23 protein-coding genes and 1 pseudogene are annotated in these 21790 nt (G+C 37.1%); 18 read left to right on the top strand and 6 right to left on the bottom strand.

Features of this window, described 5'->3' with window-relative positions; genetic code table 11:
* The first annotated feature begins 192 nt into the window (after positions 1 to 192).
* A complete protein-coding gene (locus tag RB151_RS12495; RefSeq protein WP_071548156.1) occupies positions 193 to 1035 on the top strand; it encodes an MBL fold metallo-hydrolase in 843 nt (280 codons plus the stop codon).
* A 68-nt stretch (positions 1036 to 1103) separates the two neighbouring features.
* Here RB151_RS12495 and RB151_RS12500 read toward each other — a convergent pair whose 3' ends face one another.
* Positions 1104 to 1493: a limonene-1,2-epoxide hydrolase family protein gene (locus RB151_RS12500; protein WP_042843492.1), complete on the bottom strand. Its 390-nt coding sequence runs from the start codon at positions 1491 to 1493 to the stop codon at positions 1104 to 1106.
* 929 nt (positions 1494 to 2422) lie between these two features.
* On the opposite strand from RB151_RS12500, the gene RB151_RS12505 reads away from it, so the two are divergent.
* Complete coding sequence (locus RB151_RS12505) at positions 2423 to 2632, top strand: hypothetical protein (RefSeq protein WP_042843491.1); 210 nt, start codon at positions 2423 to 2425, stop codon at positions 2630 to 2632.
* A 246-nt stretch (positions 2633 to 2878) separates the two neighbouring features.
* A complete protein-coding gene (locus tag RB151_RS12510; RefSeq protein WP_042843490.1) occupies positions 2879 to 3193 on the top strand; it encodes a BON domain-containing protein in 315 nt (104 codons plus the stop codon).
* Positions 3194 to 3935: 742 nt separating this feature from the next.
* Here RB151_RS12510 and RB151_RS12515 read toward each other — a convergent pair.
* On the bottom strand, positions 3936 to 4352 hold the full coding sequence (locus tag RB151_RS12515; protein WP_048607383.1) for a hypothetical protein: 417 nt from the start codon (positions 4350 to 4352) through the stop codon (positions 3936 to 3938).
* A 750-nt stretch (positions 4353 to 5102) separates the two neighbouring features.
* Between RB151_RS12515 and RB151_RS12520 the strand changes: the two genes are divergently transcribed.
* The 6 genes from RB151_RS12520 to RB151_RS12545 all read left to right on the top strand — a co-directional run bounded on the left by RB151_RS12520 (position 5103) and on the right by RB151_RS12545 (position 10838).
* Positions 5103 to 5801 (top strand): N-acetylmannosamine-6-phosphate 2-epimerase, encoded by a 699-nt coding sequence (locus RB151_RS12520; protein ID WP_042843486.1) that lies wholly within the window; start codon positions 5103 to 5105, stop codon positions 5799 to 5801.
* The gene (gene nanK / locus RB151_RS12525) at positions 5798 to 6667 is read left to right on the top strand and encodes an N-acetylmannosamine kinase (RefSeq protein ID WP_042843485.1); all 870 of its coding nucleotides are present in this window, start codon (positions 5798 to 5800) and stop codon (positions 6665 to 6667) included. Before RB151_RS12520 ends, nanK begins: the two co-directional genes overlap by 4 nt.
* Before the next feature lie 51 nt (positions 6668 to 6718).
* Positions 6719 to 8209, top strand: coding sequence for a sodium:solute symporter (locus tag RB151_RS12530; protein WP_042843484.1), 1491 nt, complete (start codon positions 6719 to 6721; stop codon positions 8207 to 8209).
* Positions 8210 to 8221: 12 nt separating this feature from the next.
* The gene (gene nanQ, locus RB151_RS12535; protein ID WP_048607389.1) at positions 8222 to 8695 is read left to right on the top strand and encodes an N-acetylneuraminate anomerase; all 474 of its coding nucleotides are present in this window, start codon (positions 8222 to 8224) and stop codon (positions 8693 to 8695) included.
* A gap of 192 nt (positions 8696 to 8887) precedes the next feature.
* Entirely contained in the window at positions 8888 to 9775 is an 888-nt protein-coding gene (locus tag RB151_RS12540; RefSeq protein WP_048607391.1) for a MurR/RpiR family transcriptional regulator, read from the top strand.
* 172 nt (positions 9776 to 9947) lie between these two features.
* Entirely contained in the window at positions 9948 to 10838 is an 891-nt protein-coding gene (locus RB151_RS12545; RefSeq protein ID WP_042843481.1) for a dihydrodipicolinate synthase family protein, read from the top strand.
* A 112-nt stretch (positions 10839 to 10950) separates the two neighbouring features.
* On the opposite strand, the gene RB151_RS12550 is transcribed toward RB151_RS12545, so the two are convergent.
* Positions 10951 to 11409 carry an Hsp20 family protein gene (locus tag RB151_RS12550; protein WP_042843480.1) on the bottom strand — a complete coding sequence of 153 codons (459 nt, stop codon included), beginning with the start codon at positions 11407 to 11409 and terminating at the stop codon, positions 10951 to 10953.
* Positions 11410 to 12567: 1158 nt separating this feature from the next.
* Between RB151_RS12550 and RB151_RS23695 the strand changes: the two genes are divergently transcribed.
* Complete coding sequence (locus RB151_RS23695) at positions 12568 to 12969, top strand: hypothetical protein (protein ID WP_221081333.1); 402 nt, start codon at positions 12568 to 12570, stop codon at positions 12967 to 12969.
* A gap of 752 nt (positions 12970 to 13721) precedes the next feature.
* Here the strand turns inward: RB151_RS23695 and RB151_RS12565 are convergent.
* Complete coding sequence (locus RB151_RS12565) at positions 13722 to 13943, bottom strand: hypothetical protein (protein ID WP_048607397.1); 222 nt, start codon at positions 13941 to 13943, stop codon at positions 13722 to 13724.
* A 40-nt stretch (positions 13944 to 13983) separates the two neighbouring features.
* On the opposite strand from RB151_RS12565, the gene RB151_RS23340 reads away from it, so the two are divergent.
* Both RB151_RS23340 and RB151_RS12570 read left to right on the top strand, forming a co-directional pair.
* Positions 13984 to 14139, top strand: coding sequence for a hypothetical protein (locus tag RB151_RS23340; RefSeq protein ID WP_158516026.1), 156 nt, complete (start codon positions 13984 to 13986; stop codon positions 14137 to 14139).
* A gap of 202 nt (positions 14140 to 14341) precedes the next feature.
* Complete coding sequence (locus RB151_RS12570; protein ID WP_048607399.1) at positions 14342 to 15052, top strand: tetratricopeptide repeat protein; 711 nt, start codon at positions 14342 to 14344, stop codon at positions 15050 to 15052.
* Positions 15053 to 15132: 80 nt separating this feature from the next.
* Here the strand turns inward: RB151_RS12570 and RB151_RS24620 are convergent, their stop codons facing one another.
* Positions 15133 to 15294: an antitermination protein gene (locus tag RB151_RS24620; protein WP_410054826.1), complete on the bottom strand. Its 162-nt coding sequence runs from the start codon at positions 15292 to 15294 to the stop codon at positions 15133 to 15135.
* Positions 15295 to 15300: 6 nt separating this feature from the next.
* On the opposite strand from RB151_RS24620, the pseudogene RB151_RS23700 reads away from it, so the two are divergent.
* Positions 15301 to 15465 (top strand): annotated as a pseudogene (locus RB151_RS23700) (integrase); the annotation flags it as partial.
* 146 nt (positions 15466 to 15611) lie between these two features.
* Here RB151_RS23700 and icd read toward each other — a convergent pair.
* A complete protein-coding gene (gene icd / locus RB151_RS12575) occupies positions 15612 to 16865 on the bottom strand; it encodes an NADP-dependent isocitrate dehydrogenase (protein WP_042843473.1) in 1254 nt (417 codons plus the stop codon).
* A 543-nt stretch (positions 16866 to 17408) separates the two neighbouring features.
* On the opposite strand from icd, the gene rluE reads away from it, so the two are divergent.
* The 5 genes from rluE to purB all read left to right on the top strand — a co-directional run bounded on the left by rluE (position 17409) and on the right by purB (position 21771).
* Complete coding sequence (gene rluE / locus RB151_RS12580) at positions 17409 to 18068, top strand: 23S rRNA pseudouridine(2457) synthase RluE (RefSeq protein ID WP_071548853.1); 660 nt, start codon at positions 17409 to 17411, stop codon at positions 18066 to 18068.
* Positions 18061 to 18510 carry an NUDIX domain-containing protein gene (locus tag RB151_RS12585; protein WP_042844307.1) on the top strand — a complete coding sequence of 150 codons (450 nt, stop codon included), beginning with the start codon at positions 18061 to 18063 and terminating at the stop codon, positions 18508 to 18510. The genes rluE and RB151_RS12585 overlap by 8 nt, the downstream gene beginning before the upstream one ends.
* 140 nt (positions 18511 to 18650) lie before the next feature.
* On the top strand, positions 18651 to 19754 hold the full coding sequence (mnmA, locus tag RB151_RS12590) for a tRNA 2-thiouridine(34) synthase MnmA (protein WP_042844306.1): 1104 nt from the start codon (positions 18651 to 18653) through the stop codon (positions 19752 to 19754).
* Between the two features lie 2 nt (positions 19755 to 19756).
* A complete protein-coding gene (gene hflD, locus RB151_RS12595; protein ID WP_042843472.1) occupies positions 19757 to 20383 on the top strand; it encodes a high frequency lysogenization protein HflD in 627 nt (208 codons plus the stop codon).
* Positions 20384 to 20400: 17 nt separating this feature from the next.
* Complete coding sequence (gene purB / locus RB151_RS12600; RefSeq protein ID WP_042843471.1) at positions 20401 to 21771, top strand: adenylosuccinate lyase; 1371 nt, start codon at positions 20401 to 20403, stop codon at positions 21769 to 21771.
* Positions 21772 to 21790: the final 19 nt, after the last annotated feature.

Here is a 21790-nt window from a genome sequence, read left to right on the forward strand (position 1 = left end):
AACCATTTACAATAGCAGTCATCAAGGAAATTGTTCTTTATAGGGCAATTTCCTTGACAATACCTATTCATAGTTCCTCCTCTTTAATACTTTACTTTCTAAGCGTCAATTTAGTAGTCATTGAATATTTTTTACTTTTTATCTGATATAACATATCCCGATGACTTCTGAACTAATAACAATGAGCTAATGATGACAATAAAAATTACTGTCCTTGTCGACAACAATACCTTAATCGATAGTTATTTTTGCGGGGAGCCCGGCGTTTGTTACCATATCGAAGCCGATGGAAAAAAAATATTATTCGACACTGGCTATTCCAACATCTTTATTGATAATGCACACATTTTAAATATCGACCTTGCTAATATTACTGATCTTGTACTTTCCCATGGGCATAATGACCATACATGGGGCTTAGGGCACCTAATCCAACATTTTGACCGCCGTAATATTGAAGCACAGCAAACGAAAAAGCTTATTTACCATCCTGATGCACTTATACAAAAAAAATTTCAGTCCAAAGTGATTGGAGCGAATACTCCAAAAGATATTTTATCTGCCTATTTTGATTGTATTGAAACGACTGAACCTTATTACCTTTCAAACAATATCGTGTTTTTAGGGCAAATCCCTCGGGAAAATAACTTTGAAGGGCAAGAGCCCATTGGAACCACCCTCGATAATGATAACAACGAGGTTGATGACTATGTCCTTGATGACTCTGCACTTGCTATCAAAACAACTGAAGGACTGATTGTGATAACAGGCTGTTCCCACTCAGGAATTTGTAATATTACAGAGTACGCTAAAAAGGTAACAGGGATTAATAAAATAGTTACTGTAATCGGAGGGTTCCATCTACAACAAGCCTCGAAAGAAGTTTTAGAATGCACCGGAAATTACTTTAATCAGCAAGATTTAATGCACATTCACCCATGCCACTGCACTGACCTCAATGCAAAAATACACCTAGCCCAATATGCTGCTGTTCAAGAAGTTGGCGCAGGGTTACAACTAACCTACCCTAGTTAATCGCATACATAGAATTTATAAAGCTCAGTTTTTAAACTGAGCTTTATTTTGTATTTAAATAATCAATGTTAAGTTCTTGAGCCTAAATCTTGGTCTGCACCGGCACCTTTTAGCATTCTTGTTAATTCTTCACAACGTATGATCTTATTATTAGCAATCTGGAAACAGGCAAATACTTCGAACTCGCTAACTGAACCATCTTTTTTAATCGCTTTTGCTAAATGCTGGGTATGTACACAACTTTCCCCTTCCGCTATCGATTTAATGGTTATAGTTATAGACTGAGTTGCCTGTTTCAGTACCTGTAAATGCGCGATAAACTCATTAAAATTAATTTTTTTACCATCAACAATTTGGATATATTCATCTGAAAAGTATTTTTGAGCAACAGACCTTGAACCAATATCTTCTCCCAATACTGCATTCAATGCTTGTTTTACTAGTTGCATATTATTCATTATTTTTCCTTAGTGACAAAAGCTATTCCCTAATTGTTATGGGTCTTTTATTTTTCATTTCAAGCCAAAGTCTGAGTTATTAACTTTCATACTGACATATGTAATATTTTAACCACAACCTTCCTGTTAACAATCGTTCTGCTATTACTCACCTATTGTAACAATAGCACGGTAATCATCATTAAAATAACGGCCAATTTGTCGCATTTATTGTTGACTGCACAGCACAATACGGGTTTTTGCAACATTAATCTCCCTAAATTATCCCCCAAAAATTTTTTCTATCTAAACACATACTCTAATTTGGTTTAAAACATAATCACTGGTATCATCTTGTAGTTGCCCATTTAAACTATAGGCAGCTATAACAATAACTATAAATCTACATTTCCATTAGATACCCCTGCTTGCAGGGGCTTTTTTTCACTCCTTATCCCCCCTTTAGTCTCATTTTGTATCTAGTTAATTAGTAACTATTTTTAGCTAACGCCCTCAGCGTAAGCAAGCTAGGTACTCCGCAATTTAATATTAGATATCTCGGATATGCCATTGTTCTTGGTAAGTTAGATAACTTACCAACGCGTTAAATGCAAAAATCATCAAGGAGGAATATTATCCATAGATAGTTTCCAAGCTCTATTGCTTGCACCATTAAAAGTAACGCAACAGCCGATAAAACCTAATTTACGTTTATATGCTCTTTATAATCAAAATAGCCAATAGTAACCGTTACCAAAAAATTGGTATTCAGCCACCCGTAAATGGTGTTATCCATACAGTGTAAAACTTGTTTTTTCGTACTTATTTTAATTCTCCCCTCCTTTTTGTTACAATATCTAACCCTTTGTTAAGGAAATACAAGTTTACTTAACGTAGATTATTTAAGTAATTATTAAATAATCAAGCTATATTATAAAAAAGGTGAACTCATGCGTTTTAACCTAACACAAATAAATATTTGTGGAGAAAACACAAAAATTGTTGGTTTAAACATAACGTTAATTGGGGATGACAACTCAACTCATAGTTTCAAAATAGATATCAAGGGGTTGGATACCATGAATTTAACATTAAGGGATATAGAAAAACATGCTATTAAACAGGCTAAGCATAGTTTTGAACACTGCTCCAATGGTTAGCTTACTCCTTGACATTGATAACTATAAACTGATCAACAAATATAAAATATTAATATATTAGTTTACTGTAATCAAAAACATAAAAAATTCTCATGAAATTTTGCCATAATTATAGTCATCAATTATATTTAACAATGTTATCTGTGTTCTTAGTTTTAACAAAAGTATAAAGTGTTGTACATTTACTCTGTATCACATCAAAACCAATGCAAAACTGATGTTACTTACTGATAAGGGGAAGTTGATATGAAAGCCTTCAAAGCAATATCATCTATACTGGTCGTTATCTTTATGGGCATTACATTAACAGCTTGTGCACCATCGTCTAAAAGTGAAGGCACTGGCGGCTATATTGATGATACGGTCATAACCACAAAGGTAAAATCAGCTTTACTTGCTGAAAAAAACTTAAAATCAACGCAAATTAGTGTAGAAACATTTAAAGGGCAAGTCCAACTCAGTGGTTTTGTTAACTCTCAAGCAGATGTCAATAAAGCGATTGAAACAACAAGAAAAGTTGCTGGGGTACAATCTGTTATTAACTCTATGAAAATTCGCTAATTACAAACAATAAATGCCTCTTTTAAAGAGGCATTTATTGATATCGTATTCATATTTAATGAGCAAATATGAGAGACACAAAGATAAAACCTATATTTATTATCGCTAACTTTTATGTATTATCGCCTAAACTTTAGAACTATCTCATTAATAAAACCACTATCCTTCATATGAAGGAACCCCAGCAAACTCATTCAATATCTAAGTCTAAGTCTATTTTGCTAAGACCTTCCCCCTCAATGGGGGCAAAAATAGGCAGGTAAATTATATTCTTAATATAAATAGGGTATAAACCTATTCTAACATTACAAAAAAAACCAATTTTGTATTAGTAATGCGGATAGTGAAATAACGACAGCAGTCAAAGAATACTGCAGTACAACCATAAAACTAAGAAATTTACCAACATTTTTCACTAAACTGCATCCATTATAAAAAATATATCTAGATATTATAATGCAAATTTAAGATTGTTCATAACGATTATAAGCTTATTTTCGCCCTATTTCTTTGGTTCAATAACCCATCCCATCCTAGGGAACCATTTTTAGTTTGTAATATACCGGTTTCTCATCTTTTCCAGAGAGTTTCTCTCCCCCAGCCTACAAATGAGCCTTGTTATATTTTTGCTTGAATGATAAACAATAAATAGACGCTAAATTTAACAAGATACGACTTTTTCTCAGAACTTAGAACCATAAGCTGTCTCCTACCCCCTAAATTAAGAGGTAAAATGGCGCATTTACGCATGGCAAAATAGTTTCCAGACATCATCAATTCGTTCAGATAGTAAGGCATCATCACCACCCTCTATAATAGGAAAAGATAGAAGAATTAACCCCTTAGGTGGCTCATATACTTTGACAACAAAACGTTTAAACCCATCTGGTAGATCATCATTATTAAACATAAAAACCTCACCACAGATATAGCCTAAACGCCCCCCGTTTTGTGTTTTTTTACTGAAAAAATATTCCATATTCCTAAAGTTAGCGGCATCTGGATATGCTAATACGTTAGCAACATTGATTTTAGACTGTTCAATAGGGTCAAAATTTATCGTTTTAGTCATTGATATACCAAAAATAAATGATATCACCATTAGAAAAATAATAATGATTGCCCTTAATATAGATACCTTACCAAGCTTAAATTTCATCCTACTTTCCTAACTTCTAATTAAATAACAGTGAGAATATGAATAGAATAGCAAAACTTTTATTTTAAGCTAGGTTTCACTGACTATATTGACGCCCCAATATCCATATTAAATGTAACAATTATTGTTAAATATAATAATTAATTAAAAACCAATACTATTATGAGTAGTATTGGTTTTTCTTCAAATGTTATAACTGTTCGACATCCTGTTAAACTTGTCATAAAGCTAGGTTATTTATTATACCTTTCAAAAATACAGCATGTGTTGTGAGTGAAAATTGAGCTATTAAATCGCTGTATTCTAGGAACCTAAGCGATGACTAGAACTGTTGGTTTAACCCCAGCCCTAGTTTCACGCAAGCTATAAGTGAAGTTATTTTTCTTATCTAAACAACTAAAATTTCGTCAATGTTTAACGCTTTCAATTGATATTCGTGAGCATACATTACGTTATTAACCTCAATTCTCACGTTATATCGCTACCTAGAAGCCACCTACCGAATACAACTGTGTATTATTTCAATTTAAAATACGCAATGGTAAAGGGTTGTTGTATTGCCTTAACACATAAAACATATTGAAATATAAGCCAAATAATGTATTTCTCATTTATTGGGTTATTTATCTTGAGCTTATTATTCCGGATTAATATTTGATCTTATTCACAGATTACGACTCTTTCATTTGAGAAACTTAACTCCATAAAATAACATAAATCGGAGTTAAACTTCATGAAAGTGAGCTCAATATGGTCTTAATTGAAAAAATGACTAAAGATATTCAAGAAAAAGGTGGGCTAATTGTATCTTGTCAGCCTGTTGATAATAGCCCAATGAACAAGCCTGAAATTGTGGCCGCAATGGCTCAAGCTGCAGTAAATGCCGGTGCTATCGCAGTACGAATCGAAGGTATAGAAAACCTAAAAGCTACTCGCCCGCTTATTGATGTTCCAATTATAGGTATTGTAAAACGTGATTTACTGGATAGCCCTATAAGGATCACCCCGTGGTTAAGTGATGTCGATGCCTTAGCGCTAGAAGGTGCTGATATCATTGCTTTTGATGGCACCGACCGCCTACGACCAGTTCCTGTCAATGAATTACTCGCTCGCATACATCACTTAGGTAAATTAGCGATGGCCGATTGCTCAAATTTCAATGAAGGGATGTATTGCCATGCATTAGGTACAGAATTTATCGGTTCAACTATGTCAGGCTACACTGGCGGAGAACCTCCCAAATTACCTGACTTACAGTTAGTCACAGCCTTAGCTGAAAACGGCTGCCGTGTCATTGCTGAAGGCCGCTATAACACGCCAATTATTGCAGCGAGAGGCATGCATGCTGGGGCTTGGGCTGTCACTGTCGGTTCGGCATTAACTCGCCTTGAGCACGTCTGTAGTTGGTTTACTCAGGCATTAAAGTTACAGCAGGAGTTGGTGAAATGAATATATTAGCGATTGATATTGGAGGAACAAAAATTTCGGCTGCATTAATTAACCCAAATAACCAACTCACACAACACACTCAAATAACGACTCCTGCTAGCGCTTCACCACGACAACTATATGAAGCATTAAAGCTCATAACCTCACCACTTAAAGCGCATGCTGATGCTGTTGCTGTAGCTTCAACAGGGATCATTTGTGGCGGTATATTGACCGCATTGAATCCTGCTAATTTAGGTGGCTTAAAAGATTTTCATTTGAAACAAACACTTTCCACATTAACTGGTTTACCCTGCTGGATACTAAATGATGCTCAAGCTGCTGCATGGGCTGAATATCATTATCGTCATGAAACCATCTCCGATATGGCATTTATTACCGTATCAACCGGTGTTGGTGGTGGGCTTATTCAACAAGGGAAACTTCAACTCGGAAAGCGAGGTGTTGCAGGCCACCTAGGCCATACCATTGCAGACCCCTACGGACCTATTTGTGGGTGTGGGCGTTATGGGTGTGTTGAAGCCATCGCTTCTGGTCGTGCAATCGCTTCACAAGCTATCGATGAACTTGCTGGTCATGATGCCAAAGCTATTTTTACTGCCTATCACCAGGGAAATAAACAAGCAAAAGAAATTATTCAACGTTCAGCAAATACCATCGCTAATTTAATTGTAGATATTAAAGCAATAACAGATGCCGACTGCGTTGTTCTTGGCGGTAGTGTTGGGTTAGCTAATGGCTATATTGAACTGATTCAAACAACTATTGCACAGCAACCTTCTGCGCTACAAGTACCGGTTTTACCAGCCCACTATCATCATAATGCAGGGCTTTGGGGCGCAGCTCTCTGGGCTAGAGAACAATAAAAAAACTGTCGTACATTTTACCTACTACCTTACATATGGCAGGACTAAAAAATGCAATTACATGATTTTGGTTTCGTTAATTATGCAGTACTGTTTGGTTATTTAGCAGCAATGCTACTTGTTGGTGTTTATTTTTCAAAACGCCAAAAAACAGCAGATGATTATTTCCGTGCAGGTGGCCGAGTTCCAGGTTGGGCTGCTGGGGTTTCTGTTTTTGCAACCACTCTGAGTTCAATTACCTTTATGTCAATTCCAGCAAAAGCTTATACCTCAGACTGGACTTTTATTATTGGTCAATATTTAGCAATCGCCATCTTGCCCTTAGTATTTTATTTTTATATTCCTTTTTTTCGGAAATTAAAAATAACTTCTGCTTATGAATATTTAGAAGCACGTTTTGATATACGCAGTCGTTTATTTGCTAGTTTATCCTTTATGTTATTCCATATAGGTCGAATTGCAATTATCACTTATTTAACTGTACTTGCACTACGTCCTTTTATTGGAATTGACCCTATTATATTAGTTGTCCTTATTAGCCTATTATGTATTATTTATACATGGATGGGCGGCATAGAAGGTGTTATTTGGACTGATGTTATCCAAGGGCTATTACTCTCTGCCGGTGCTGTTTTAATCTTTATTGTGATCTGTTTTAAAGTCGATGGTGGGATAAGTGAAATATATACTGCAACTGCTCAAGCCGATAAATTTTTCCCTGATGCACAATTACGATGGAGCTGGACTGACAGTACTATTCCAGTTTTAATGATAGGTTTTTTATTTGCAAATATTCAACAATTTACTGCAAGTCAGGATGTAGTCCAACGCTACATTGTTACTGATTCTATTGAGCAAACAAAACGCACTTTAATTACTAATGCTAAATTAGTTGCTATTGTTCCTATTTTTTTCTTTGCCATTGGCTCAGCCCTATTTGTCTATTACAAACAAAACCCAAGCTTATTACCTGAAGGTTTTAATACTGGTGGAATTTTGCCCTTATTTATTGTCACAGAGATGCCTATCGGTATTTCAGGGCTAATTATCGCAGCTATCTTTGCCGCCGCACAATCGAGTATATCCAGTAGCTTAAATAGTATTTCAAGTTGTTTTAATTCCGATATTTATATTCGCCTAAGTAAAGTTGAGCGCCTTGCTGAACAGAAAATGAAAATTGCTAGGTTGGTAATTATTATTGCAGGTGTATTTAGCAGCTTAGCGACTATTTGGTTAGTTTTATCTGATGAGTCTGAAATATGGGATGCATTTAATAGTCTAATTGGGTTAATGGGTGGTCCCATGACAGGGCTGTTTATGCTAGGTATTTTTATTAAAAGAGCGAATGCAGGCAGTGCAGCTGCAGGTATTATTGTAAGTATCATTGCGGTATTGGCGACACGTTATGCTAGTGACCTTAACTTTTTCTTCTATGGCGTGATCGGTGCAATGTCAGTGGTTATTGTGGGGGCGGTTACGGCGCCATTTTTCTCAGCTGCGAAACAAGTGTCACTAGATGATAGTGAAATTCACGAAAATTAATAGGAGTTACTTATGTTGTTTGGTCATGTATCCGATGTGGCAACAATGACTGAAATAAACTCAGTCCTACGCAACCTAATCGAAAAAACATTAGCACTCAATCCTGCATCTTTAGAACCGGGAAGCTACCCTATTGATGGTGATAATGCATTTGTCAATGTAATGACATTCGAAACCCAAGGCCGTGAACAAAAGAGTGCTGAATTACATCATCATTATATTGACGTGCAAATATTACTATCCGGTGACGAAGTAATAGATTATGGAATACAAAATTCCGCTAAAAATGTAACACCTTATAATGATGCGGATGACTATCAACTGGCTGATACAATCGAATATTGCCAAACAGTATCGTTAGTACCAAATATGTTTGTCATTTTTATGCCTTATGAACCACATAAACCGGGTATTACTTCAAAAAGAGGAAAAAGCACCGTAAAGAAAGCAGTTATCAAAGTACGCTTAAATACATTAGCAAACTAATTTAGTCTGCTTTTAACGAAAACACTTTATTTCTAATGTATCAATCAGTTGTCTATTAATACTCTTAGAGTAAAGTGTTTTTATCATCATCACATAATTGTAAACTAAGGGCTTTTTTTAACTGATTATAATTGGTACTCTTATTCGCAGAATTTGTCTCACCTCTCTCTTCTGCAACCAAGGGTAATTTACATGACAACACAGGCAGCTTCCAAACTGAAACCGGGTAAAATACTCGATACGTTAGGGGCGATGAAAAATAGCCTGACGCGTGTTTCTCAGCGCATTGCTGATTACATCTTGTCTCACCCTGTTGAAACGACACAATTTTCCATAGCTCAACTTTCCCAAGCGACAAAAGCAGGTGAAGCCACTGTTGTACGTTTTTGTCGTGTTCTTGGTTATAAAGGCTTCCAAGACTTTAAAATGGACTTAGCGATAGAAATGGCGACATCAGATAGTGAAGAATCGCCAATTTTGGATGCAGAAGTGAGTGAGCAAGATGACATCCACACTATTGGTTTAAAATTACAAGCAACTATCAACAACGTGCTGTCAGAGACCTTGAATTTACTTGATATAAAACAAGTACAGGGGGCAGTAAATGCATTGCTTTCGTCAAATTATATTTTTATTTGTGGTGTCGGCTCCTCGGGGATCACCGCAGAAGATCTGAAAAACAAGCTAATGCGTATTGGCTATCGTGTTGATGCAGCTACCAATAACCATTTTATGTATATGCAAGCGTCCCTCTTAAAACCAGGTGATATCGCCATTGGTATTAGCCATTCGGGTAATTCTCCAGAAACCGTTCATGCATTAAAACTTGCACAACAAGCAGGAGCATGCACAATTGCACTAACACATAATTTAGGATCACAAATTATGGAATATGCTGATTACCATTTGATTAATGGTAATCGCCAAGGGAAATTACAAGGTGACTCCATTGGTACAAAAACGGCGCAATTGTTTGTTTTAGATTTATTGTATACCCTACTTGTTCAAGCTCAGCCTGATATGGTAAAAGAACAAAAACTACGGACACTCAATGCATTAAAGAGCATTAATTCTGCCTAAATTCAATATGCATTTTTATCGGTTTTCAACAGAAATCAGCTAAAGATCACACTTTCATTTTTATCTTCCTTCAACGCGAATTTCGTTATTGCGTTCACAGCTAATGCTCCCTAATATAGAGCTAAACTCCAAATTCAAAATAATTAAGAAGCTAACCTCCAAAGGACTTATTATGAACAAACTCTCTGGATTAATTGCTGCGCCTCATACACCTTTTGCCGCCGATGGTAGTGTAAACTACCCTGTCATTGATAAAATCGCAGAACATCTTATTGCAAGTGGAGTAAGCGGTGCTTATGTATTAGGAACAACGGGGGAAGGTATTCATTGTTCTGTTGAAGAGCGTAAAAAAGTGGCTGAGCGCTGGGCTAAGGCTAGCCAAGGAAGATTAGAGTTAATTATTCATATTGGTGCATTAAGTATCGCTGACACCATAGACTTGGCACGTCATGCAGATACATTAGATATTCGTGCCACATCCGTCATTGGTCCTTGCTTCTTTAAACCCAGTAATGTGGATGATTTAGTCGAATATTGTCGTTTAGCCGCTGAGAATGCCCCATCTAAAGGTTTTTATTACTATCACTCTACAATGTCTGGTTTAAACATTGATATGGAGAGTTTTTTACAAGTCGCGGGTACAACTATCCCAAATTTATCTGGTATGAAATTCAACTCTCCTGATATGTATGAATTCCAACGCTGTATACGCGTTAATGAGGGTAAATATGATATCCCATTTGGAGTCGATGAATTCATACCTGCTGGGTTAGCATGTGGCGCATTAAGTGCAGTTGGAAGTACCTATAATTATGCTGCACCCCTCTATCTTGAAATCATTGAAAAATTTAACATAGGTGATTACCAAGGTGTCGCCGCATGTATGGATAAAGTCATTGCAATTATTCGTGTATTAGTGGAATACGGTGGTGTGGCTGCCGGAAAAGTTGCCATGCAATTACATGGTATTGATGTAGGTAACCCGCGTCGCCCGCTACGCCCATTAACTGTAGAACAAAAGGCTAAAGTATTAGAGAAGTTTAAAGCCGCTGATTTCTTATAGTCAGTTTGGTATAAATCAGTGTTGATAAAATAGCCTATACCTTAACATGTTATCAATTAATGAGGGCTACACATAACGTGCAGCCCTGTTGCATCAACATAACTAAGATTGATTATTTATTATCTTTATTCTCAATCGCTATCATTTGTGGTTTCTCTTCTTCTGGCAGTTCATATTCAATATTAATAGCCAGTAACCCACTGGATAGATTAGCTTTCTCTATTTTTACATTTTTACCAAGATCGAATTGCAAAGTGAATTGCCCTTGTGATATTCCACGATGGAGCCATTTTTCATTATCCTCCTGTATTTTTTCCTCTTTTTTCCCCTCTACCAGTAAGCGCCCTCCTTTCAATGATACCGTTAAATCACTTTCCTGATATCCGGGAACGCTAACCGTCAACTCATAATGGTTATCATCAATTTGTTTTAGATTATAAGTCTGGGCTGGTACTGATACAGGCTTACTTCCGGTTAATTGGCTAAATAAGCGATCTATCTGATCAAACCGATTCGACAACATATTGTCAGAAATTGCTGGAAATAGTGAAAAAGGTCTAATGTTAGTCATAATTCCTCCTCCAATATTAATTGAACTAGGGTAAAGGTGACTTACCCACAATATAGATAAGAACGAATTGTCATTTTTCAACCCCATGACATGATTTTTACCTATTTTTATATTATAGAGATGTGAATTCAGGTGAGCCTACCCCGCCTAACGGTATAACTTATATTGAAAGAGAAAGCGCTAAGGGGAATAAGTCTCAAAAAATAACTGATAAATATCATGATGGCAGAGGTAAACAATGGCAAATTCTTACGATTTAAAGCGCCTGTTTTTAGATATCGAGCAGTAAATATCTTTAACCACCCAGACCAAGGACAGGCTAGATTAACTATTGAACAATATAATCAGCAGTCAATATCATTATATTTCCACCATGTCCGTTGCAATCAATCCTGACTACATGTTTTGGTGTCCATGTTGTTAATGTGTACGTGTATTTAAGGTTACTTATTGATGTTAATTTATGCTCCATTGCACCAGACGTATAAATAGCCTCTACTGATAGCTTACATAAGTCATAGTTCATTTTTTCAGCATAAATAAAATCCCAATCACCATAATTAGACCTTTTTGTATCTGCTACTAATGAGTCAATGCTATTGCTCGAATGTGCATTAAAACCAAAGCTAGTAATCATTAGCAAGGTAGTAACTATGTATCCTTTCATCTCACCATCCCATCAATTAGTTTCAATGATATTAGCTTAGAGGGAGTGCAAATTGAAGTTAATTAGTTGGTGGCACATAGTGTGGGAATACAGTAAAAGTGCAATACGTTATTAGAAATATGATGACAATTAACACTGTCACCCCAAGCCAAGAACCCCATGTTTCCTAGGGTAAACATCAACCCGGGAAGTTGGCATTTGGAGCTATAGTCATAGAGCATTTTGCTATAGCAAATATAATAGAGAAATAGATTAAGTACCCAAGCCAATTACGCATATCAATCCCCCTCAGCGTGTAGAGGGTAAATATTAGGATAGATGTAGATTTCAGGCAATAAAAAATTATAAATTACAGTAGTTTAGGTTTAAATTCATAGAGCTAATGTTTATTCAAGATAAATTGAAACTGTTTCTGAATTAACCCAATGAATTCATTTTAAATAAGTATATCAATGCAGTATAATGAACTAATTTCTATTAAGAGCACCCATATGAAACAACAAATCAAGCCAGAGTCAAATGACATTACCCAACCACATTGGCCTACTTTGAAGCTCATATTGAGTTCTTTTATTGTTTTTAGTTTCTACTTAAATTTAGCTGATAAAAGTAAGGTTTCATTTCTTATTGATATTTTCGACTTAACATTAATTCCTATGTTTGTATTTATAGTTGCATTCGTAACGAAAAATACTACGTGGAAATCTTTGAAGTTTAGCTTACTTTCATCCTTTATAATTTACTTAACATTTCAAACAGTTGATGCAATTCCATTGTACTTTTCAGGCGAATTAAGTTTGAAAGTTTATATCCTTGAGCCTCAAAATGGAGTATGGTTTTTTTTAGCCACTCCTGTTTGGCAAGCTTTTTTTTATTATTACCACCAAGATTAAAATCTAACATTTCAATATTATCTTGTATTTTGATGGTATCATTGGTTCTTTCTTATTTAGCCAACAACTATTTAATTAACTTATCAAAATTTTTCTCTATTATTATATACTTCCCATTCTTTATCATCGCTTATTTTATTAATAATGAAAAAGTATCCTCACTTAGAAAAAAACCTTACTTGATAATTGTAATCAGCACAACCTTGGCTATAGCCGCACTTTATTATGAGGAAAGTATCAATAGATTAATCATAAACAGTACTCACGCTGATTTTTTATCATCTTTTTTTGTTATTTATATTTTAAAATTCTGTATAAGTATAGTTTTAGGTTCTAGTATTATTTATTTCGCTTCATCAACAGATAAATATGCTAAACTATCAAACAATGCTTTAGGTGTTTATTTGATTCATCCTATTATTTGTTTTATTTTTTTACAAACCCTAACTTATTTCCATGTGGAATATAGCTCATTAGTCGTCATACTACTAACGCTATCAACTATCAGCATCGCTCTTTTATTAACCTTTAACTCAACCATTCACTGGTTTATTGAACCTAAGTTAGGTTTCAACAAGTTAACACATTAGTGTACTTACCCCTTAAAATTCACTAAATTGATAGACAGTATCAATGTAGCCAACCGCAATTTCATTAAAGTGACTATGTGATTTGATGATTTGCGGTGGCTATATACAAAAAAAGACCGTGCAGTGCCTAGCCCTTGGAATATTTTGTTGTTTGAAATGGCGTTATAACTGATTGAGTTCAAGCATTGCATTTGTTTTAATAGATAACTGACCATTTTTAACAAAGAACGGGCTCGCAACAAACCCACCACTTGCTGGCTGTTTTAATCCCGTGCTAACCATCAGCCCTTCAATGCGCTTTAGTTGCGCTTCCAACTTGTCTAAGTCAGCGCTATCGACTGAGATCTTTATAGATAGGGTGGCTATTTCTTTTTTATCTGACATGACTGTCTCCATAAATGAAAAAGCCACCAGTGATTAGTATATGATTACTTTTGAAGTCATTTTACGGATTGATGGTATCTTGGTAATTTCAGCGGTTGCATTCCTTGTGTGGGTAACAATGATAATACTGAGTAACAAAGCTAAGGCAGATGCTCAACGCGAAAACACTAAAAATAAAGTAGAAAATGGTGACTAAATAAAACTAACGCCAGCCATGTCTTCATATTCGTACTCTCTTTCCGCATTTGCTTACACTTAATTCATGTGAAGACTTTGCTAATTATCTATGCTTATAGTGTATTCAAATAGTTTTGATAATTAGCTATTATTTGGCTTTAGTTACATTTATTTTATTCGTTTTTTAAATAGAGGCCTTAAAGACCTTACACGGAAAATTTATGATAAAAATAAAGTATTTGCCAATTATGATGTTTACTTACTCTTTATTTGCAGCAGGTTCGGATCATGATTGCGCTAAGCTATCCCCTGATCTCAATATACAAAAAGTATGCGAACAAGCCAATAAAGGGGAGGCTTTAGCTCAATATAAACTAGCAGTACAATACGCTAAAGGTGAAGGTGTTGAGCAGAATAAAGATCTGGTCTTTAAATGGATGGAAAAATCAGCGCAGTCAGGTTATCCAAAGGCTCAGTATCAAATGGCATTAATATACTATTTAGGTCGTGATTTTCCACAAGACTATGATAAGGCAATGCTATATGCCCAAAAAGCCGCGCAAGGTAAAATACCTCAAGCACATAATATCATCGCAGGAATGTATTATTCTGGCAATGGAGTCCCAGTGGATCTCAAAAAAGCATTTGCTCAATATGAAAAAGCAGCCAACCAAGGTGACCCTATGGCACAATTCTATTTGGCAGAAATGTATTTTGAAGGAAAAGGTGTTAGTAAAAATTACTCTAGGGCCATTGAGTGGTATATCAAGTCTGCCAATCAAGGCTATGCAGATGCTCAGCTAGAATTAGGATACCTTTACTATTATGGCGATGTGATTAAACAAGATAAAGACAAAGCTTCTGAGTTATTTAAAAAAGCGTGCTTAAACGGCATTGAGGATTATGATGAATTATGCGCCGAATGGCGGTAATACTCATTCTGGTGCTAATTCTGCTTCTGCTGATTCGATATTTTCATTTAAAATAGCTCCTGAGTTAGCACCATAATAATTTATTTCGTTACTTTGCTAAACGCATATTCAGCTACCCCCTTTTCAATAAAATATTTGCTCGTTAATTTTTCATAGAACGGCTTCCAGTTTCTGCGCCATGTCCTTTCGTTAAGATCAGGCACTAAATGTCTAATTACACTAAACGCCGCAGATGACGGCACCCGCTTAGGGATCAGACAGATTTGAAGAGGGAAGATGGAACTTCGCCAAGTTTTTATGAGCTGCGTTCTTTATCAGAAAGGTTATATAGAGATCAAGGCATCGGTACTAAAACTTTATTGGGCCATAAGAGCTACGTAATGACAGATAAATATCATGATGATCGAGGATAAAATTGGCAGGTTTTAGCTATAAAATAACGATTATTTTGTAGCCTGTTTTGCAGAAGAGTTTTGCAGGAGTTTTGTAGAGGAATTTTTCAAGGCAAAATAAAACGGGAGTTTTTAGGCTCCCGTTATTAATCACACCACGTAATAAATTACATGTGTGCGATCATTGCATCGCCGAATTCGCTACATTTCAGTAATTTAGCGCCTTCTAACTGGCGTTCGAAATCGTAAGTTACAGTCTTAGCCGCGATTGCGCCTTCCATACCTTTAACGATTAAGTCAGCGGCTTCAGTCCAACCCATATGGCGCAGCATCATTTCAGCAGAAAGAATGATAGACCCTGGGTTTACTTTATCTTGACCCGCATATTTTGGTGCAGTACCGTGTGTTGCTTCGAATAATGCACATTCAGAACCAATGTTTGCTCCTGGCGCGATCCCGATACCACCAACTTGAGCAGCTAATGCATCAGAAATATAGTCACCATTCAGGTTCATACAAGCAATAACATCATATTCTGCTGGACGCAGTAAGATTTGCTGCAAGAAAGCATCTGCAATCACATCTTTAACGATAATATCTTTACCGTTTTTAGGGTTTTTAATTTTAACCCATGGGCCGCCATCTAATAATTCACCGCCGAATTCTTCTAGTGCTAATTGGTAACCCCAATCTTTAAATGCACCTTCAGTGAACTTCATAATGTTACCTTTATGAACTAAGGTCACTGAATCACGGTCGTTATCAATTGCATATTCAATCGCTGCACGCACTAAACGTTTTGTTCCTTCTTCTGAACAAGGTTTGATGCCAATACCGCAGTCTTGTGGGAAACGGATTTTCGTTACACCCATTTCATCTTTTAGGAATTTGATAACTTTATCAGCTTCTGCTGAACCTGCTTTCCACTCAATACCTGCATAGATATCTTCGGAGTTTTCACGGAAGATAACCATATCAGTCAGTTCAGGTTGCTTAACAGGGCTAGGCGTTCCTTTGTAATAACGAACTGGACGCAAACAGATATACAGATCAAGTTGCTGACGTAGAGCAACGTTCAGTGAACGAATACCACCACCAACTGGAGTTGTTAAAGGACCTTTAATTGAAACACGGTAATCACGGATTAAATCGAGGGTTTCTTCTGGTAACCAAACATCTTTACCATAAATTTGTGTAGATTTTTCACCGGTGTAAATTTCCATCCACGAAATTTTGCGCTCACCGTTGTAGGCTTTTTTAACTGCCGCATCAACCACTTTTAACATTGCGGGTGTCACATCAACACCAATACCATCACCTTCAATGTAAGGGATAATTGGATTGTTCGGAACGTTCAGTTTGCCTTTTGCATCAATGGTAATTTTAGCGCCTTCTGCCGGAACTACTACTTTGCTTTCCATTAACCTCTCCTTTCACTTGCGTATTTTGCTTGTTAATTTTTTGTAAGAGACGTGTCAATACTACTTCAATCTGCGTCGAACGCCAATGATTACTCATCTAAGCTTCAATGCGGATCGCATTTAACGTACTGCTCAATCCTATAAGTTGAAGGGATACATATTTATAACTACTTTGAAATCAATTGATTAGTTTTATTATCCCTATTTAAAGAAAAAATTGATTATGATAAAAGTTCTTTTAAGGTAACTAATTCTAATAGCTTAATATGCTATAAACGCTTTCTTTAACCTAATTAATACTAACAAATTAACCGAAATTAAAAACACGCTCTCATCACACAATTGCCACCTTAATTATATCATAGGTGTTTATTTTTAAATGGAAAATTGGCTTTATCGTTTTAAATGATTTTAAAGTTGTTAATTAAATATTGCATTAAAACGTAAAATCCATCCCTAGGCTTTTACGGGTAAATCCCCTACACTAATGTTAATCAATATCCATTGAACCAATTCATGCCAATAAACTGCCATAAAGCCATTATGAATAAGCCAAATAATAAATCAGCGACCAACAAGTATAAATACAATCAACGCCCAACTGATTTAAGGCATAAACGAAAATCAACTTCAGTTAACGCTTTTTCCCATCAGTCTCCTCGTAAAGTTATTTTATTTAATAAACCCTTTGATGTTTTGCCTCAATTTACTGATGAACAAGGTCGAGACACATTAAAAAACTATATTCCTATTACTGGCATTTATGCTGCGGGCCGCTTAGATAGGGATAGCGAAGGGTTATTAATTTTAACTAACGATGGCAAATTACAAGCACGCTTAACACAGCCTGAGAAAAAAACAGGGAAAATATACTATGCTCAAGTCGAAGGTATCCCCGAAGAAACCGCATTAATCAAATTTCGCCAAGGTTTACAGTTAAATGATGGGCTAACTCAGCCTGCGGGGGTCGAACTCGTCAACGAACCAGATTGGTTATGGCCAAGAAACCCACCAATCAGAGAACGAAAAAACATCCCAACAAGTTGGCTAAAAATCACTTTATATGAAGGACGAAATCGACAAGTCCGCCGAATGACAGCAAATATTGGTTACCCTACATTACGACTGATCCGCTACCAAGTGGGTGAATTCAGTTTGGGGAACCTTTCTGTTAGTGAATGGAAGGAGGTAAATGTTGTTTAAACCTAATGTCACTGTTGCAACTATCGTACATGCTCAAGGCAAATATTTAGTCGTTGAAGAATGGGTAAATGAAAAGCCAACGTGGAACCAACCCGCTGGGCACTTAGAAGCAAATGAAACACTTTTGCAAGCCGCAAAACGTGAGTTATATGAAGAAACAGGAATTGACGCTTGCCCCTCACAGTTAATTAAAATCCACCAATGGATTGCACCTGATAAGACTCAGTTTATCCGTGTTTTATTTGCTGTCGAGCTAGAGTCCATATGTGAAACACAACCACAAGATAGCGATATTAGCGCTTGTCACTGGGTTAGTGCTCAGGAAATATTAGAAAGCCAATATCTGCGTTCGCCCTTAGTTGCAGAAAGTCTACGCTGTTTCTTGACAGGAACCCACTACCCCCTTGATATCTTGGCTGCATATGGTGAGGACTACCTTTAACGCCCCACATATTGCTTGGTGAAATCTTCATCAAGCAATAATATTCCCCTCAAACGCTGGTGCAACAAGGTCACAACATGCTAAAGTATGGGGCTTGATTTTTCCGCATTGAGACTATTTCCATGTCAAATAACAGTACCATGTCAGACAACAGCCTAAAAAAAGTCATCGTCGGTATGTCCGGTGGTGTTGACTCCTCTGTATCCGCCTATTTGCTGCAACAGCAAGGGTATCAGGTTGAAGGGTTGTTTATGAAGAACTGGGAAGAAGATGACGACACGGAATATTGTTCTGCCGCAGCCGACCTCGCCGATGCCCAAGCCGTTTGTGACAAATTAGGCATTGAATTACATACCATCAATTTTGCAGCAGAATATTGGGATAACGTATTCGAACATTTTTTGACTGAATATAAAGCTGGTCGTACACCAAACCCAGATATCTTATGTAATAAAGAAATCAAATTTAAAGCATTTCTAGAATTTGCCGCTGAAGATTTAGGGGCAGATTACATCGCTACGGGCCATTATGTCCGTCGTCGTGATATTGCAGGCAAAAGCCAGTTATTACGTGGTTTAGATGGCAATAAAGACCAAAGTTATTTTTTATATACCTTAAGTCACCAACAAGTTGCTAAAAGCTTGTTCCCAGTAGGTGAACTTGAAAAGCCTGAAGTACGTCGCATCGCAGAAGAAATTGGTTTAATTACTGCAAAGAAAAAAGACTCCACAGGGATCTGCTTTATTGGTGAACGCAAATTCCGTGATTTCCTAGGCCGCTACCTGCCCGCACAGCCTGGCCCTATCGTTACAGTAGATGGTGAAACCATAGGTCAGCATGAAGGCTTGATGTATCATACATTAGGGCAACGTAAAGGCTTAGGCATTGGTGGGACTAAAGAAGGTTCTGAAGAACCTTGGTATGTCGTCGATAAAGACGTTCAAAATAATGTCCTTATCGTTGCACAAGGGCATGAACACCCTCGTCTAATGTCCGTCGGGTTAATCGCCCAACAATTGCATTGGGTTGACAGAGAAACATTAACCCAGCCTTTACGCTGTGTAGTAAAAACCCGTTATCGCCAAGCGGATATCCCTTGTACTATTACACCATTAAGCGAAGACCGCATAGAGGTTATATTTGAAGCCCCTGTAGCAGCCGTTACGCCAGGGCAATCTGCTGTCTTTTATCTAAATGAAGTTTGTCTCGGCGGCGGCATCATTGAAGCCCGTATTCAGGAGTAAATGTGGCTAAAAACTACTATGATATCACGCTTGCGTTAGCGGGTATCTGCCAAGCAAGCGCAATGGTTCAGAAACTTGCTCACGAAGGCATTAGTCAAGACCAAGACACCGAAACCATGGTCAATTGCCTCACCAATATGAATCCAAAATCAACATTGGATGTATTTGGTAATGATGAAGCAAACTTAAAAACTGGTCTAAATGCTATGCTGGGCATGTTAACGGGTGGAAATAGTGGTTTATCTGCTGAAATGACCCGCTATATGTTGAGCATTATGGTGCTTGAACGCCGTCTCAATAAAAACCAGGAAGCGATGAATCAACTGGGTCAACGTATTGAGCAATTTGAACGGCAAGCTAGCTATTTTGAGCCTCTATCAGAAGGTGTATTTAATGCGCTTGCTGGTATTTATGTCGATGTTGTCAGCCCTGCTGGCCCACGAATTCAAGTTACAGGCTCCCCTGACATCCTGAAAAATACCTTAGTACAGGCTAAAGTTAGAGCCACTTTACTCGCGGGTATTCGTTGCGCAGTACTTTGGCAGCAAGTAGGTGGAAGCCGTATCCAACTAATGTTCTCTCGCAATCGTCTGGCTAATCAGGCGAAAGATATTTTGTCTCACCTTTAAATCTGGAGTTGCTACCAATGGAATTATCCTCACTGACCGCTGTATCCCCGATTGACGGCCGTTACGGTGATAAAGTCAGCGCTTTACGCACTATATTTAGTGAGTTTGGCTTACTGAAATTTCGTGTGCAAGTTGAAGTTCGTTGGCTACAAAAACTGGCTGCAACCGCTGAAATCAAAGAAGTTCCTTCATTTGATAATGACGCAATCGCTTACTTAGATGAAATTGTCGCGAACTTCTGTGAAAAAGACGCAATGCGCATTAAAGAGATTGAGCGTACAACTAACCATGACGTTAAAGCAGTAGAATATTTCCTAAAAGAAAAAGTGGCAAATATCCCTGCACTACACGCCGTCTCTGAATTTATTCACTTTGCTTGTACATCAGAAGATATCAATAACCTTTCTCATGCTTTAATGTTAAAAACAGCGCGTGAAGAAGTCTTATTACCACAATGGCGCCAAATAATTGATAAAGTTAAAGCGATGGCACATGAGTACCGCAACTTGCCGTTGCTATCTCGCACCCATGGCCAGCCAGCAACACCATCGACTATTGGTAAAGAATTCGCCAACGTCGCCTATCGTTTAGAGCGCCAATATCGTCAGTTACAACAGGTTGAGATTTTAGGTAAAATTAACGGTGCTGTCGGTAACTATAATGCCCATATGGTCGCTTACCCTGAAGTTAACTGGCACGAGTTTAGTGAAACCTTCGTAACCTCTTTAGGTATCCAGTGGAACCCATTCACCACACAAATCGAACCTCATGACTATATTGCGGAACTATTTGATTGTGTCGCACGTTTTAACACGATTGTGTTAGATTTCGACCGTGACATTTGGGGTTACATCGCATTAAACCATTTCAAACAAAAAACAGTAGCTGGTGAAATCGGTTCTTCTACAATGCCACATAAAGTCAACCCTATCGATTTCGAAAATTCTGAAGGTAACTTAGGTTTAGCTAATGCTGTATTAGGTCACCTAGCCAGTAAACTGCCTGTTTCTCGTTGGCAACGTGACTTAACAGACTCCACAGTATTACGTAACTTAGGTGTAGGTTTAGGCTATGCTTTAATAGCCTATCAATCGACCATGAAAGGTTTAAACAAACTGGAAGTGAACGAACAGCACCTGTTGGATGAATTAAACCAAAATTGGGAAGTCTTAGCCGAGCCAATTCAAACCGTTATGCGCCGCTATGGCATTGAAAAACCTTATGAAAAGCTGAAAGAACTTACCCGAGGTAAGCGTGTTACCGCTGAGGGGATGAAACAGTTTATTGATGGTTTAGAACTGCCAGAGCATGAAAAAGCGCGCCTCAAAGAAATGACACCTGCTAACTATATTGGTTACGCTGTCACTTTTATTGATGAGCTTAAATAAAACTGATTTAGACTATTTC

The organism is Providencia rettgeri, from assembly GCF_001874625.1.
Taxonomy (GTDB): domain Bacteria; phylum Pseudomonadota; class Gammaproteobacteria; order Enterobacterales; family Enterobacteriaceae; genus Providencia; species Providencia huashanensis.

Bases quoted from the DNA above. Each gene is read 5' to 3' on its own strand.
- RB151_RS12495 (WP_071548156.1), top strand. From the start codon at position 193: ATGACAATAAAAATTACTGTCCTTGTCGACAACAATACCTTAATCGAT.
- RB151_RS12500 (WP_042843492.1), bottom strand. From the start codon at position 1,493: ATGAATAATATGCAACTAGTAAAACAAGCATTGAATGCAGTATTGGGA.
- RB151_RS12505 (WP_042843491.1), top strand. From the start codon at position 2,423: ATGCGTTTTAACCTAACACAAATAAATATTTGTGGAGAAAACACAAAA.
- RB151_RS12510 (WP_042843490.1), top strand. From the start codon at position 2,879: ATGAAAGCCTTCAAAGCAATATCATCTATACTGGTCGTTATCTTTATG.
- RB151_RS12515 (WP_048607383.1), bottom strand. From the start codon at position 4,352: ATGAAATTTAAGCTTGGTAAGGTATCTATATTAAGGGCAATCATTATT.
- RB151_RS12520 (WP_042843486.1), top strand. From the start codon at position 5,103: ATGGTCTTAATTGAAAAAATGACTAAAGATATTCAAGAAAAAGGTGGG.
- nanK (WP_042843485.1), top strand. From the start codon at position 5,798: ATGAATATATTAGCGATTGATATTGGAGGAACAAAAATTTCGGCTGCA.
- RB151_RS12530 (WP_042843484.1), top strand. From the start codon at position 6,719: ATGCAATTACATGATTTTGGTTTCGTTAATTATGCAGTACTGTTTGGT.
- nanQ (WP_048607389.1), top strand. From the start codon at position 8,222: ATGTTGTTTGGTCATGTATCCGATGTGGCAACAATGACTGAAATAAAC.
- RB151_RS12540 (WP_048607391.1), top strand. From the start codon at position 8,888: ATGACAACACAGGCAGCTTCCAAACTGAAACCGGGTAAAATACTCGAT.
- RB151_RS12545 (WP_042843481.1), top strand. From the start codon at position 9,948: ATGAACAAACTCTCTGGATTAATTGCTGCGCCTCATACACCTTTTGCC.
- RB151_RS12550 (WP_042843480.1), bottom strand. From the start codon at position 11,409: ATGACTAACATTAGACCTTTTTCACTATTTCCAGCAATTTCTGACAAT.
- RB151_RS23695 (WP_221081333.1), top strand. From the start codon at position 12,568: ATGAAACAACAAATCAAGCCAGAGTCAAATGACATTACCCAACCACAT.
- RB151_RS12565 (WP_048607397.1), bottom strand. From the start codon at position 13,943: ATGTCAGATAAAAAAGAAATAGCCACCCTATCTATAAAGATCTCAGTC.
- RB151_RS23340 (WP_158516026.1), top strand. From the start codon at position 13,984: ATGATTACTTTTGAAGTCATTTTACGGATTGATGGTATCTTGGTAATT.
- RB151_RS12570 (WP_048607399.1), top strand. From the start codon at position 14,342: ATGATAAAAATAAAGTATTTGCCAATTATGATGTTTACTTACTCTTTA.
- icd (WP_042843473.1), bottom strand. From the start codon at position 16,865: ATGGAAAGCAAAGTAGTAGTTCCGGCAGAAGGCGCTAAAATTACCATT.
- rluE (WP_071548853.1), top strand. From the start codon at position 17,409: ATGAATAAGCCAAATAATAAATCAGCGACCAACAAGTATAAATACAAT.
- mnmA (WP_042844306.1), top strand. From the start codon at position 18,651: ATGTCAGACAACAGCCTAAAAAAAGTCATCGTCGGTATGTCCGGTGGT.
- purB (WP_042843471.1), top strand. From the start codon at position 20,401: ATGGAATTATCCTCACTGACCGCTGTATCCCCGATTGACGGCCGTTAC.